11 protein-coding genes are annotated in these 13,571 nt (G+C 60.0%); 7 read left to right on the top strand and 4 right to left on the bottom strand.

Features of this window, described 5'->3' with window-relative positions:
- Positions 1-53: 53 nt before the first annotated feature.
- The 3 genes from ACYQ6M_RS05545 to ACYQ6M_RS05535 all read right to left on the bottom strand — a co-directional run bounded on the left by ACYQ6M_RS05545 (position 54) and on the right by ACYQ6M_RS05535 (position 3,335).
- Positions 54-1,724, bottom strand: coding sequence for a long-chain-fatty-acid--CoA ligase (locus ACYQ6M_RS05545; RefSeq protein WP_075284105.1), 1,671 nt, complete (start codon positions 1,722-1,724; stop codon positions 54-56).
- Positions 1,725-2,029: 305 nt separating this feature from the next.
- The gene (locus ACYQ6M_RS05540; protein ID WP_460072593.1) at positions 2,030-3,187 is read right to left on the bottom strand and encodes an AAA family ATPase; all 1,158 of its coding nucleotides are present in this window, start codon (positions 3,185-3,187) and stop codon (positions 2,030-2,032) included.
- A gap of 13 nt (positions 3,188-3,200) precedes the next feature.
- Positions 3,201-3,335, bottom strand: coding sequence for a hypothetical protein (locus tag ACYQ6M_RS05535; protein ID WP_023000626.1), 135 nt, complete (start codon positions 3,333-3,335; stop codon positions 3,201-3,203).
- Between the two features lie 81 nt (positions 3,336-3,416).
- Here ACYQ6M_RS05535 and ACYQ6M_RS05530 point away from each other — a divergent pair, with 81 nt between their 5' ends.
- Positions 3,417-3,959: a hypothetical protein gene (locus ACYQ6M_RS05530; RefSeq protein ID WP_460072591.1), complete on the top strand. Its 543-nt coding sequence runs from the start codon at positions 3,417-3,419 to the stop codon at positions 3,957-3,959.
- Between the two features lie 9 nt (positions 3,960-3,968).
- Here the strand turns inward: ACYQ6M_RS05530 and ade are convergent, their stop codons facing one another.
- Entirely contained in the window at positions 3,969-5,690 is a 1,722-nt protein-coding gene (gene ade, locus ACYQ6M_RS05525) for an adenine deaminase (protein ID WP_152506075.1), read from the bottom strand.
- 363 nt (positions 5,691-6,053) lie between these two features.
- Between ade and ACYQ6M_RS05520 the strand changes: the two genes are divergently transcribed.
- From ACYQ6M_RS05520 to zwf, 6 genes are all read left to right on the top strand, one after another.
- The gene (locus ACYQ6M_RS05520) at positions 6,054-7,376 is read left to right on the top strand and encodes an ROK family transcriptional regulator (protein WP_201030462.1); all 1,323 of its coding nucleotides are present in this window, start codon (positions 6,054-6,056) and stop codon (positions 7,374-7,376) included.
- Positions 7,377-7,400: 24 nt separating this feature from the next.
- Positions 7,401-8,417 (top strand): sugar ABC transporter substrate-binding protein, encoded by a 1,017-nt coding sequence (locus tag ACYQ6M_RS05515; protein WP_023000622.1) that lies wholly within the window; start codon positions 7,401-7,403, stop codon positions 8,415-8,417.
- Between the two features lie 81 nt (positions 8,418-8,498).
- Positions 8,499-9,581, top strand: a complete 1,083-nt coding sequence (locus ACYQ6M_RS05510; RefSeq protein ID WP_023000621.1) for an ABC transporter permease — start codon at positions 8,499-8,501, stop codon at positions 9,579-9,581.
- Positions 9,581-10,354 carry an ATP-binding cassette domain-containing protein gene (locus tag ACYQ6M_RS05505; protein WP_023000620.1) on the top strand — a complete coding sequence of 258 codons (774 nt, stop codon included), beginning with the start codon at positions 9,581-9,583 and terminating at the stop codon, positions 10,352-10,354. The genes ACYQ6M_RS05510 and ACYQ6M_RS05505 overlap by 1 nt, the downstream gene beginning before the upstream one ends.
- A gap of 681 nt (positions 10,355-11,035) precedes the next feature.
- The gene (locus tag ACYQ6M_RS05500) at positions 11,036-11,983 is read left to right on the top strand and encodes a carbohydrate kinase family protein (protein WP_460072587.1); all 948 of its coding nucleotides are present in this window, start codon (positions 11,036-11,038) and stop codon (positions 11,981-11,983) included.
- A gap of 97 nt (positions 11,984-12,080) precedes the next feature.
- The gene (gene zwf / locus ACYQ6M_RS05495) at positions 12,081-13,556 is read left to right on the top strand and encodes a glucose-6-phosphate dehydrogenase (RefSeq protein ID WP_055655338.1); all 1,476 of its coding nucleotides are present in this window, start codon (positions 12,081-12,083) and stop codon (positions 13,554-13,556) included.
- Positions 13,557-13,571: the final 15 nt, after the last annotated feature.

Below are 13,571 nucleotides of genomic sequence, written 5' to 3'. Positions count from 1 at the left end.
TGCACGGAAGCGCTCGATTGAGAGCGCTTCCGGTGTTTTCAGGAACGGTGCGCTCAGGCGCTCCGGGCTTCCGCCGCTGCCCGCTTCTGGGCTTCTTCCTCGACCAGTTCCTTCTTCGACAATTTGCCGACCATGGTTTTCGGCAACTCGTCACGGAACTCATAGTCTCTTGGCAGTTCGATCGTTGACAAATGGTCCTTCAGGAAGGCCTTCATGTCATCGGCGGTGAGCGAATGGCCTTCCTTCAGCTTGATGAAGGCCTTAGGGCTCTGGCCGCGATAGGCATCCGGCACGGCAATGACGATGGTCTCGTCCACGGCCTCGTGCTGGTAGATCGCTTCCTCGATGACACGCGGATAGACGTTGTATCCAGAGCACAGGATCAGGTCCTTGATCCTGTCGACCAGATAGATGAAGCCGCCATCATCCTGATAACCGACATCACCCGTATGCAGATAGCCGTCATGGGTGATGGTCTCGGCGGTCGCGTCCTCGCGCTTCCAGTAGCCCTTCATCACCTGAGGCCCATGCAGCAGCAGCTCGCCCTTCTCGCCTGCCGGAACCACGGTTTCGCGGTCCTCGATGCTCACGAAGCGGGCACTGGTCCCCGGCACCAGCCTTCCGATGGAACCCGCCCGGCGGCTGTCGTCCAGCGGGTTGACCGCGGCAACTGGCGACGTTTCGGTGAGGCCGTACCCTTCCACCAGAATGCAGCCCGTGATCTTTTCAAAGCTTTCCTTGACCTCCACCGGCAAAGGCGCGCCGCCCGACAAGCAGATCCTGATGCTGGTCAGATCGTAATTCGCTGTCATGGGCGAGTTGTTGATGGCCGTGTAGATCGTCGGTACGCCCGGAAAGAGGGTTACCTTCTTGCGCTTGACCGCTTCCAGCAGCGACTTCAGCTCAAAGCGCGGCTGCAGCACCATTTCAGCGCCCAAAATGATTGACAGGTTCTGCCCCACCGTCATTGCGAAGACGTGGAAGAACGGCAGAACGCACAGCATCTTTTCTTGGCCCGGCCGCGCCTTTTCGAAGACGCAGCGCATCTGCTCGATATTGGCCGACAGGTTTCTGTGCGTCAGCATCGCGCCCTTGGGAACGCCGGTGGTGCCCCCGGTATACTGCAACACCGCAATATCGTTTGCCGGATCGATTGCGACCGGTCTGGGCTTGTCTCCCCTTGTCTGCAGGTCTTCGAAACGAATGTGGGCGTCATCACGGGGAATGTCCGCCAGTTCCTTTCGCTTGAACAGACTGAACAGCACCTTCTTGATGGTCGGCAGGCACCAGGCCATCGGGCAGACGATGATCTTGTCGAGCGCCCGTTCCCTGCGAACCTCCTCGACCTTGTCGTAGATCACCTTCAGATCCATGGTCACCATGATGCGTACATCGGCATCACGCGCCTGGAACGACAGTTCGCGCTCGACGTAGAGCGGATTGAAGTTGGCGACCGTGGCGCCGATCTTCAGAACCGCGAAATAGAAGATCGTGTAGAAAGGCGTGTTTGGCAGGCACAGGCCGACGTGCACACCCGGGCCGACGCCCATCGCCTGCAGTCCGGCAGCCGTCCTGTCGACCAGCGCGCCGAACTCGGCATAGGTCCACACCTTGCCCATGAAATCACAGGCAGGACGGGTCCCGTATTGGGCAACGGTCGTCTCGAGATACTCGTGTACTGGACGGGGCTTGAACGCCGCGTTCCACTCCTCCGCAGTCGTCATTACGTTCTCCAACGCGTTTTATCGCTTCACTGCGCGGACGGGCCTTTATCCTGAAATTTCGTGATCCGGACAAAATCCGTACCACGAAATGGTCCTCCTCAAGGGCCCGGCCACCAATGAGGCGTCACCTCTTTGGGTCTCTCCTGACATGAACCAACCTTCCGTTCACGTCAACTCGCGACGTAACGACACCTCGTCGTTTTTTTGCGCGTGAAGAACCATCAGCTTAAGATAAGCCAGCTGAGCCGGTTGGCAATAGAGACGTCAAATCAAAAACTTATAGACAACCCTGCAATACAGGCGGTTTATCTCTTTGGCCAGTTCCAGCGAGGTGTGTCAGCGCTATCCACAACCGTCTCGCCAAGTTCCTTGCGCAGATCGTAGCGCATGCAGCCTCTTTCCGACGACAGCACGGACACCAGTTCTTCCGCGTGGGAAACGACGATCACCTGCGTCTTTTCCGCGGCCCGTGCAATCAGCCGGGCGAGAGGCTCCAGCAATGCCGGATGGAGGCTTGTTTCGGGCTCGTTCAGCACCACCAAGGGTGCCGGGCGCGGTGATAAAAGCGCCGCCGTCAACAGGAGATACCGGAGCGTTCCGTCAGACAGTTCACTGGCCCGTAGCTCGCGCAGCAGCCCCTTCTGCTGCATCAGCAGTTCAAAATAGCCGTCGTTGACCGAAATCCTGACGGATGCTCCGGGGAATGCGTCATCGACTGCCTCTTCCAGAGCCCGCTCGTCACCAATTTCCTGGATGGTCTGAAGAGCGGCTGCCAGATCCCCGCCATCTCCGCTCAGCACAGGTGTCCGTGTTCCTATCTTGGGAAACCGCGCGGGAGCGTCCCTGTCGGTGCGCAGGTGATCATAAAAACGCCAGGCGCGCATGCGTTCGCGCATGACCAGAAGTTCCAGACCGTCTTTCGGATCGGCGGCATGGGTCATCATGCTGTCGAAGCGTGCAAGGTTCTGGAAAACCGGTATGCGCTGCCCCTGGCTGTTGAGAACCCGAACCGTCGGGCCGTTTCTGGCCGCGATCTCGTTCGAACGGGACAAGGCTTCGCCAGCCCAAAGGGCCTCGGCCTTGATTTCCGGATCCATGGAAAACAGCGAACGCCCGGCGTCCGCCGGCAGACCGAGATCTATCGCATAGCCATAATCCTCATCGGCAAAGCCAAGCTTCAGACTGACCACACCCTTGCGCACGGTTCCCTGAACCGGCACTTCGCCCTGTTTCATTGCCCTGGAAAAAGCTTCAGGCCCCGCCCAGAGCGTCGAATTGAGGCCACCTTCCGCAGCCAGCGAGGCAATCGCCTGGCCTTGCGAGACTTCCGCCAGCAAACGGATCGACCGGTAAAGGCTCGACTTGCCGCTGCCGTTCGCACCCGTCACCAGGGTGATGCGGTCGAGCGGTAGGACGATGTCGCGTAGCGAGCGGTATCCGGAAACGGCAAGAGTGAGGATCATCGAAAGACCTGTTTCAGCTCCCCTGATCCACCAGTTCGAGCTTGTTGACATCGAAGAAACCGAATTCGGTGATCTTCAGATGCGAAATGCCCGGCAAAGGCAGGAAGGTGTCGCGCGCATTCCGAACGCTGGAGCGAACCAGACCCATAGATTTTTGTCTTGAGGAATTGCGTCACTGCTACTTTTAGGTGCATATCCTGGTGCAATACTCGAATGAAAGGTGTTGCCTTTGTATAACCCGAAAGAAGCGGCAGAAGACAGCCACGCGCTTCACCTGGCCATCCTGTTTTTTGTAGCTAGCGCTGTCGCGATCTCAATTTATTTCCACCACGACAGCGGTTTGAAGTACTGGCTTCTGAAAGGATTTGGCGAAACCACCCCCGGCAAGGTTCTGGTCATTATCAACGACACGCCCGACGGGGACAAGGCTTGGGCGCATTATCGTTCCAATTACCGGAACACTTTCAAGAACTTCAAAAGCTGGCACGATGAAAGGATCGTCGTTGAATTCAAGCCAGCAAACGCAGCGGCTCAAACTCTGGATTTCAGGATCAAGCCTGGGGAGATCATCCGAGAGACAGACGGCGCTCTGAACGTCACTTATTTGCCGCTCAATCCGAAGATTGCCTATCCCACCCGCAGTTTGGACAGGTTTTCTCTCGACAGCCAGATCCTGTTCTGGTCCCTTGTTGCCGGAGCTGTCCTCCTGTTTCTGGCGTTGCGATCCGCGCGGAAATGGGCACGTTTTCGTGCACGTTTGCGCCAGTACTGAGCGCAAGCATCAACTACCCTGATCCACCAGTTCGAACTTGTTGACATCGAAGACGCCGAAATCGGTGATCTTCAGATGCGGAATGACCGGCAAAGGCAGGAAGGCGACCTGCAGAAACGGTTCGGCCAGCGTACAGCCGAGATCCTTGGCGGCGGCGCGCAGATGCTCCAGTTCCTCCTTCACCGTTTCGAACGGCTCCAGGCTCATCAGTCCCGCCAGCGGCAGGGCAAGTTCGGCTTTCACACCATCCTTGTCGGCAACGGCAAATCCGCCCTTCATGGCGATCACCCGGTTGACCGCGTGGGCCATGGCTTCCTCATCCGCGCCAACCACGCAGATGTTGTGGCTGTCATGGCCGACGGACGAAGCAATTGCGCCCTGTTTCATGCCGAAACCATTGACGAAACCGAGGCCGATGTTGCCAGTGCCCTTGTGCCGCTCCACGACGGCGACCTTCAGCACATCCTGATCAAGATCGGCCAGCGTCTTGCCGCCGGTCACCGGCAAGGTGCGCTTCAGGTGTTCGGTGATGATCCTGCCCGGCACCACACCGATAACGTCGGCCTCGCTGTTGCGCGCCGGTATATCGAACTTTGACGCGGTGACCTGGCCGACATGCACGCTGTCGAGGCCAACCGGCGGGACGATGGTTCTATTTGCAAATGCTTCGTCCGTCGCCAGAACACCGCCGCAGATCACTTGCGCCACACGGCAATCGGCAAAGTCGCTCAACAGCGCAATGTCTGCGCGCTTGCCCGGTGCAATCACGCCCCTGTCTTTCAGGCCAAAGGCATTGGCCGCCGACCAGCTTGCGGCCCGATAGGCGTCCAGCGGACGGATGCCCTTGGCGATCAGGCGGCGGATCATGCTGTCGAGGTGGCCTTCCTCGGCAATATCGAGCGGATTGCGGTCGTCCGTGCACAGCGCGACGAAAGCCGAAACATCAGGTGTCAGGATCGGAGCCAGCGCTTCCAGGTCCTTGGAAACGGAGCCTTCCCGCATCAGGATCGTCATGCCTTTGGCGAGCTTTTCCAGCGCCTCCTCGGCGGAGGTTGCCTCGTGGTCGGTGCGGATGCCTGCGGCCAGATAACCGTTGAGGCCAATGCCCTGAAGCAGAGGCGCATGGCCGTCGATATGACCGTCCTGAAAGGCGGCAAGCTTCGCCAGCACCTTGGGATCGCGCGCCAGCACACCTGGAAAATTCATGAATTCGGCAAGGCCGATCACACTCGGATGATCGCGGAACGGCAGCAGGTCCTCGATCTCCAGGCAGGCCCCGGCTGTCTCAAAAGCCGTTGCAGGAACGCAGGACGAGAGATTGACCTTGAGGTCCATCACTGTTTCCAGAGAACTGTCGAGGAAATAACGGATCCCTTCGGCACCCAGAACGTTGGCAATCTCATGCGGATCGCAAATGGCTGTGGTCACTCCGTGCGGCAGCACGCAGCGGTCAAACTCGAACGGTGTGACCAGAGACGATTCCACATGAAGATGCGTGTCGATGAAACCGGGAACGGCGGTCAGTCCGCTGCCGTCGATGGTTTCCGCGGCTTCATACTGCCCGTGCGTGCCGACAATCCTGTCACCGACGATCGCAATATCCGTTTCGACCGTAGATCCGTCGACAACGCTGAACAGGCTGACATTCTTTATCACCAGATCGGCAGGGCGTTCCCCTGCCCCGGCAGCAATCGCCCGTTCAAGAAACGCTTCGTCATGTGTGGCCGGCATTTTTTGTCTCCGATTCTCGTCCCTCCCCGACAATACGGATGTTGAAAGCTCCGGCAACGATTTCGCGAAGGTGTGTTAGGATGTCCTGCACGAAAGAGCTGAAATACGGATCGCCCGTCAATCCCGTGCGCACCCAGGCTGCGCGGATGTGCCAGACCGGCCCCTGCCGGAAAAATGTTACCAAGGCAGGCGAGAATTTTTCGTGTTGTTGCGCAGAGACTTACCGCGCCACAATATCGAAAACGTGCGTTGCAAAACAGATTGCGATTGACAGCCGGGCCACTTGGGCGAATAATTTTATCAAACTTATTTATTCTGATGCCGCCGACGAGAGCAGGCAGTTCCTGGGGAGGAGCAAGACCGGTGGAGGACACGCCAAAAAGCGGCCGTGGTTCGAATTCCGCGCAATTGCGCCGGTACAACGAACGCATCGTACTTCAGATCCTTCGGCGTGCCGGTGAGGCCTCCAAGGCGGAACTCGCCCGGGCGGTCCAGCTGACAAACGCGGCCATCGGCGCCATCATCCAGAACCTCATCGAGGAAGGGCTGATCGTGGAAGCCGGCAAGCGCCACGACGGCAGCCGCGGGCAACCGGCAACCATTCTCCGGCTTGCACCGCGCGGCGCCTATTCTTTCGGGGTGCGGCTGGATCGGACCAACATGGAAACCGTGTTGATGGATTTTTCCGGCCAGCTGATTGCCCGCCGGCTTCATGACATGATCCTGCCCGCGCCCGAAGAGGCCATGGAAATCCTTAAGGACGATCTGGAATTCCTGCGCCAGCATCTGAGCAAGGAAGACCAGTCCCGCATCACCGGCATTGGCTTGGCGCAACCGTTCAACCTCGGTGCCTGGCTGCATGAACTGGGCCTGCCCCAGGCCGATTTCATGAAGTGGGAAGACTTCGACCTGACCGACGCCCTTGAAAAGGCAACCGGCCTGCCGGTGTTCAGCGAGAACGACGGCACGGCAGCCGCGGTGGCCGAACTCTTCTACGGTCTGGGCCGGCAGAACGACAATTTCGTCTATCTTTTCCTTGGACCTGCCATCGGTGGCGGCCTGATCCTGAAGGGCGATGTCGTGCGCGGTGTATCCGGCAACGCCGGCGACGTCGCCATGATCCCCGTTCCGCCAAGCACGCTGACCACCGCACCAAAGGCCCGCAATTCCTGGGACCTGCTGCTGACCCGCGCATCGCTGGTTGCACTCGCCCGGCACATGTCGCCGGAAGATTTTCCAAAGCTCAACCGTTCCGATTTGCAGCACGCGGTTGAAACCGGAGATCCGAAATACACCGAGTGGCTGGAAGACTGCGCCGAAGCGCTCGCACTTGCCCTGCGCTCGGCCTATGCGCTTCTGGATGTTCCGCTGGTCGTCCTCGACGGCGACCTGGGCGGCCCGTTCCCGGAAACGTTCCGGGCAGCCTTGAAGAAGGCCGTGGAAAAGGCCGCGCCTGAGAAACGCCATTCACCCGACATCGAAATCGGCAGCTTTGGCCACGACGCAGGCGCCATCGGCGCAGCCAGCCTGCCGCAATTCTTCAATTTCTCGCCCAGGGCAGCAATCCTGACGGGCGGGAAAGACACCGGACCCGCCGGGGCTGGCAGCTCGGAGGATAGAGCCAGCTTTCCGGCACGGGCAGCACGGTTGGGGTCACATCTGGCCACACCCAACCGTTCAACCTGAATTGGCCAGGGAGGAAAAACGCAAATGATCCGCAAACTACTCGCGACCGGTTCCGTTCTCGCCGCCATGGCTGCCACTCCGGCAGTCGCAGCAGACATCTCCGCCTGCCTGATCACCAAGACGGACACCAACCCGTTCTTCGTGAAAATGAAGGAAGGCGCCACCGCAAAGGCTGAAGAACTCGGCATCGAACTGAAATCCTTCGCAGGCAAGATCGACGGCGACCATGAAACCCAGGTGGCAGCGATCGAAACCTGCATTGCTGACGGTGCCAAGGGCATCCTGCTGACCGCATCCGACACGTCGTCCATCGTGCCGGCTGTCCAGCAGGCGCGCGACGCCGGCCTTCTGGTGATTGCACTCGACACGCCGCTCGATCCCATCGACGCAGCCGATGCAACCTTCGCCACCGACAACTTCAAGGCGGGTGAGCTGATCGGCCAGTGGGCCGCAGCCAGCCTGGGCGACGAGGCAGCCAATGCCAAGATCGCCATGCTTGATCTCGGCATCAGCCAGCCTACCGTCGGCGTGCTGCGTGACCAGGGCTTCCTGCAGGGCTTCGGCATCGAGCTTGGCGACCCGAACAAGTGGGGTGACGAAACCGATCCGCGCATCGTCGGCAACGACGTGACCGCAGGCAACGAGGAAGGTGGCCGCAAGGCCATGGAAAACCTGCTCGCCAAGGATCCGATGGTCAACGTGGTCTACACGATCAACGAACCCGCTGCTGCCGGCGCCTATGAAGCACTGAAGGCCATCGGCCGCGAAAACGACGTGCTGATCGTTTCTGTCGACGGCGGCTGCCCGGGTGTTCAGAACGTCAAGGACGGTGTTATCGGCGCCACCTCGCAGCAGTATCCGCTGCTGATGGCATCGCTCGGCATCGAGGCCATCAAGGCCTGGGCCGACAATGGCACCAAGCCGGAGCCGACCGAAGGCAAGGACTTCTTCGACACCGGTGTTGCCCTTGTGACCGACAAGCCGGTTGAAGGCGTCGAATCCATCGACACCGCCAAGGGAACGGATCTCTGCTGGGGCTAAGACACCCCTGGACGAGATCAAAAGGGGCATGGGCGACCTTGCCCCTTTTTTCAAAACCGGCGCAAAGAAGGTTAAACGGGCATGACCTTAGAAAGCAAAACGGCCAAGGGGCCGGCGGACTACGAATCCGCTGCCACCTCCGGACCGCAAGCTGTCGCCTCATTCGATGACGAACGTCATGGGATCGGGCATAAAATCCAGCACACGCTGCACCAGACCCCATCACTGGTTCCGCTGATCGTCCTGGTACTCTCCCTTGTCGTTTTCGGGCTGCTGCTCGGATCGAAACTGTTCTCCCCCTTCGCACTGACGCTGATCCTGCAGCAGGTCCAGATCGTCGGCATCGTGGCGGCAGCACAGAGCATCGTCATCCTGACCGCCGGCATCGATCTGTCGGTCGGCGCGATCATGGTGCTGTCCTCCGTCGTCATGGGGCAGTTCACCTTCCGCTATGGTTTGCCGGTGGAGGTCTCCATCGTCTGCGGCCTTATTTGCGGTACCTTTTGCGGGTATCTCAACGGCTTCCTTGTCGCCATCGTCAAGCTGCCCCCCTTCATCGTGACGCTCGGCATGTGGCAGATCGTGCTTGCCACCAACTTCCTTTATTCGGCCAATGAGACCATTCGGTCGCAGGAAATCGCCGAAGTGGCACCGCTGCTTCAGTTCTTCGGCAACAAGGTCAATGTCGGCGGCGCAGTCTTCACCTACGGCGTCATCTTCATGGTGCTTCTGGTGCTGGTGCTGGCCTACGCCCTGCGTCAGACAGCCTGGGGCAGGCATGTCTACGCCGTTGGCGACGATCCGGAAGCCGCGCAGCTTTCGGGCGTGCAGGTGAAGAAGGTTCTGATATCGGTCTACATGCTGTCCGGGCTTATCTGCGCTTTCGCCGGCTGGGCGATGATCGGCCGCATCGGTTCGGTCTCCCCGACCACGGGTCAGCTTGCCAACATCGAATCCATCACGGCCGTGGTGATCGGCGGCATCTCGCTCTTCGGCGGACGTGGATCCGTGCTCGGCACCCTGTTCGGCGCACTCATCGTCGGTGTGTTCACGCTCAGCCTGCGCCTGCTCGGCGCCGATGCGCAGTGGACCTACCTGCTGATCGGCATCCTCATCATCGGCGCGGTCGCGATCGACCAATGGATCAGAAAGGTATCTGTGTAATGGAACCTGTCCTGCAAGCGCGTAAACTGGTCAAGCGCTACGGCCGTGTCGTGGCCATGGACCGAGCCGATTTCGAACTCTATCCCGGCGAGATCCTCGCCGTGATCGGCGACAACGGGGCCGGCAAATCTACCTTGATCAAGGCTCTCAGCGGAGCCGTGCAGCCTGATGGCGGAGAGATCCTGCTTGATGGCAAGCCCGTCCACTTCACCTCGCCCATCGACGCCCGCGAAGCCGGGATCGAGACGGTGTACCAGACCCTGGCCATGTCCCCTGCCCTGTCGATCACCGACAACATGTTCATGGGTCGTGAGTTGAAGAAACCCGGCTTCCGCGGCACCTGGCTGCGCCAGCTGGACCGAAAGAAGATGGAAGAGATCGCCCGCGAAAAGCTGAACGAACTGGGGCTGCTCACCATTCAGAACATCAACCAGGCCGTTGAAACGCTTTCCGGCGGTCAGCGCCAGGGTGTGGCGGTGGCACGGGCGGCCGCTTTCGGCTCCAAGGTCGTGATCATGGACGAGCCGACCGCCGCTCTCGGCGTCAAGGAAAGCCGGCGCGTGCTGGAGCTGATCAAGGATGTCAGGGCCAGGGGCTTGCCCATCGTGCTGATCAGTCACAACATGCCCCATGTCTTCGAGGTTGCCGACCGAATCCACATTCATCGGCTGGGCAGTCGGGCTTGTGTCATCAAACCGTCGGACTTTTCCATGTCCGATGCGGTGGCGATCATGACCGGAGCCATGGATCCGCCGGACAGCATGGCGGCCTAGGCCAGGGAAGAAAACGGGAGGTGCCTTTCATCCGGCGCCTCCTACCCGGGACCTCATCCCGAAGAGAACCGAAAGGTTCGTCCCGAAAGATGGGCGGCAAATTCAGTGCTTGTGGCCCATCCTTCGAGACGGGCCCATGGTTCTCCTCAGGATGAGGTGGTGGTTTGATAAGCCGCTGTAGGGAGGAGAAAGGTCATTCAACGGGTGCCATTGGCAGGCCTCGTTGGAACCAATAAGGGAACGGGAGACACCGGGTTCAGCACCTCTCCCACCCGAACCCTCATCCTGAGGAGAACCGAAAGGTTCGTCTCGAAGGATGGGCGGCAAAATCAGCGTTTGTGGCCCATCCTTCGAGACGGGCCTATGGCCCTCCTCAGGATGAGGTGGTGGTTTGATGAGCCGTTGTGGGGGCAGAGAAGACACATGCAACGAGCGCCATTGGCGCGCCTCGTTGAAACCAATAAGGTGGCGGGAGACACCGGGTTCAGCCCACTCCTACCCACACCCTCATCCTGAGGAGAACCGAAAGGTTCGTCTCAAAGGATGGGCGGCGAGTTCGGCGCCTTGCGGGCCTCCTTCGGATGAGGCGGTGGTCTCAAAGGCCGCTGCCGCGAAATGACACAAAGCCATGAATCCGCTGTCGATGCGGTTCCTGACAAACGACGAAAGACCAGAACGTATATGTTTTTGATTTGCGGCGAAGCACTGTTCGATCTCTTTGGAGAAGCCGGTTCCGGCGACAGTGTTTCTTTCGACGCCCGTATCGGCGGATCCCCCTTCAACGTGGCCATGGGGCTGGCGCGCCTTGAAGAGGACGCCGGGTTTTTCGGCGGCATTTCGCGCGATGCCCTTGGCGAGCGTCTGGTCCAGAAGTTCCGCAGTGAAGGCGTTTCGGAACGCTATATCCTGAGGACTGATTACCTGACGACGCTCAGCCTCGTCCAGAAGGATGAGCACGGCTCTCCGGCCTATACGTTCTACGGCGAGAACGCGGCTGACCGCATGGTGACCGTCGATGACCTGCCGCAGTTCGACGAACCGCCATTGTTTCTGCACATCGGGTCCTACACGGCACTGGTCGAGCCGGTTTCGGCCGCCTTCAGGGCTCTGATCGAACGCGAGCGAGACCATACGCTGGTCTCCTTCGACCCGAACATACGCCCGACCGTGGTGCCGGACATGGCGCTCTGGCGCCGCAATACGGAAAGCCTTGTTCCGTTGACGGATGTCGTCAAAGTGTCGGACGAAGACCTTGCCCTGATCGCTCCCGGTGAACCTGTCGAAACCATTGCCCGCGCCTGGCTCGGCATGGGGGCTTCGCTGGTCATCGTCACACAGGGCGGCGACGGTGCAACCGCATTTGCCGAAGGCATCGAAGTCAGCCGTCCTGGCATCAAGGTAACCGTTGAAGACACCGTTGGCGCGGGCGACACCTTCCAGGCAGCTCTGCTTGCAGGGTTGAAACATCTAGGTGCAACAGACCGTGATGCGCTTGCAGCCCTTGACGCCGGCCAGCTAAATCGTCTTCTTGACTTCGCTGTCGGGGCAGCTGCCATCACTTGCTCCCGGCGGGGAGCGGATCTGCCGCGCAGGAGCGAACTGGAAAAAGAGTGGTCGGCCCTGAAATGAGGGGCTGACAAGAGAATTAAATCGATTTAAAAGGCAGTCGAAAACGGTCCAGGCCGGAGCGGCCCATCGGACTGGCAGCTGTGAGAAGGGATGTTTTATGGCGGTACGCGTCATTGAAGTTGAAGAATTCGACCTCGTCGTTTTCGGAGCCTCCGGAGACCTCGCCCACCGCAAGCTTCTGCCTGCCCTTTACCACCGCGACGCGGACGGCCAGATGCCGGAAAACGCCCGCATCATCTGCAGTGCCCGCCGGGACTATTCCGACGACGACTATCGCGATTATGCCAAGGCCGCGCTTGAAGAACACGTCAAGGATCTGGACGACGAGCATCTTCAGCAGTTCCTGAAGCGCCTGCGCTACGTCAAGATCGACATCGCCACTGGCGACGGCTTTGAAGATCTGAGAACCATCCTGGACGAACGTCCTGAAGTCATCCGCGCCTTCTATCTTGCAGTCGGCCCGGACCTCTTCGGCACGATCTGCGAGAACCTCGGCCGGATCGGGGTCGTCAACGACCATTCCCGCGTCGTCATGGAAAAACCCATCGGCAAGGACGGCAAGTCCGCCAGGGCGCTCAACGACACGGTCGGTGCGGTGTTCAACGAACACCAGATCTTCCGTATCGACCACTATCTCGGCAAGGAAACGGTGCAGAACCTGATGGCCCTGCGCTTTGCCAATGCCCTGTTCGAGCCGCTGTGGAACGCGGCCCATATCGACCACGTCCAGATCACCGTGGCCGAGTCGCTCGGCACCGGTGGCCGTGCCGGCTACTACGATACCGCAGGTGCCCTGCGCGACATGGTGCAGAACCACATTCTGCAGCTGCTCTGCCTTGTTGCGATGGAGCCGCCGGAAAGCATGAACGCCGACAGCGTGCGCGACGAGAAGCTGAAGGTTCTGAAAGCTCTTGCCCCGATCGACGAGCAGAGCATCGACAAGCTGACCGTGCGCGGCCAGTACCGCGCAGGAGCTTCGGCCGGAGGTGCGGTTCCCGGTTACCTGGAAGAGCTCGGCAACAACGAAAGCCGGACGGAAACCTTCGTCGCCCTGAAGGCGGAAATCGCCAACTGGCGTTGGGCCGGCGTGCCCTTCTACCTGCGCACCGGCAAACGTCTGGCGCAGCGTGTATCGGAAATCGTCGTCCAGTTCCGCCCGATCCCGCATTCGATCTTCGACGCGGAAGCCGGGGCGATCACCGCCAACCGCCTCATCATCCGTCTGCAGCCCGATGAAGGCGTCCAGATGCAGATCATGATCAAGGACCCCGGCCCCGGCGGCATGCGCCTGCGTCAGGTTCCGCTCGACATGAGTTTTGCCGAAGCCTTCAAGGTGCGTAACCCGGATGCCTACGAACGCCTGATCATGGACGTGATCCGCGGCAACCAGACCCTGTTCATGCGCCGTGACGAAGTTGACGCCGCCTGGGCGTGGATCGACCCGATCCAGGCTGCATGGGCAGCCTCCAAGGAAACGCCGAAAGGCTACACCGCCGGCACCTGGGGTCCGTCCGCCTCCATCGCTCTGGTCGAGCGTGACGGCCGCACCTGGGCCGAAGACGACAGCAACTGATATCACTCGCGCAAG

The organism is Roseibium sp. ROS1, from assembly GCF_054658215.1.
Note: the sequence above shows the minus strand (reverse complement) of the source record. Positions and strands in the feature narration are given on the sequence as shown.

Bases quoted from the DNA above. Each gene is read 5' to 3' on its own strand.
- ACYQ6M_RS05500 (WP_460072587.1), top strand. From the start codon at position 11,036: ATGTTTTTGATTTGCGGCGAAGCACTGTTCGATCTCTTTGGAGAAGCC.
- ACYQ6M_RS05515 (WP_023000622.1), top strand. From the start codon at position 7,401: ATGATCCGCAAACTACTCGCGACCGGTTCCGTTCTCGCCGCCATGGCT.
- ACYQ6M_RS05510 (WP_023000621.1), top strand. From the start codon at position 8,499: ATGACCTTAGAAAGCAAAACGGCCAAGGGGCCGGCGGACTACGAATCC.
- ACYQ6M_RS05505 (WP_023000620.1), top strand. From the start codon at position 9,581: ATGGAACCTGTCCTGCAAGCGCGTAAACTGGTCAAGCGCTACGGCCGT.
- zwf (WP_055655338.1), top strand. From the start codon at position 12,081: ATGGCGGTACGCGTCATTGAAGTTGAAGAATTCGACCTCGTCGTTTTC.
- ACYQ6M_RS05535 (WP_023000626.1), bottom strand. From the start codon at position 3,335: ATGGGTCTGGTTCGCTCCAGCGTTCGGAATGCGCGCGACACCTTCCTG.
- ACYQ6M_RS05540 (WP_460072593.1), bottom strand. From the start codon at position 3,187: ATGATCCTCACTCTTGCCGTTTCCGGATACCGCTCGCTACGCGACATC.
- ACYQ6M_RS05545 (WP_075284105.1), bottom strand. From the start codon at position 1,724: ATGACGACTGCGGAGGAGTGGAACGCGGCGTTCAAGCCCCGTCCAGTA.
- ade (WP_152506075.1), bottom strand. From the start codon at position 5,690: ATGCCGGCCACACATGACGAAGCGTTTCTTGAACGGGCGATTGCTGCC.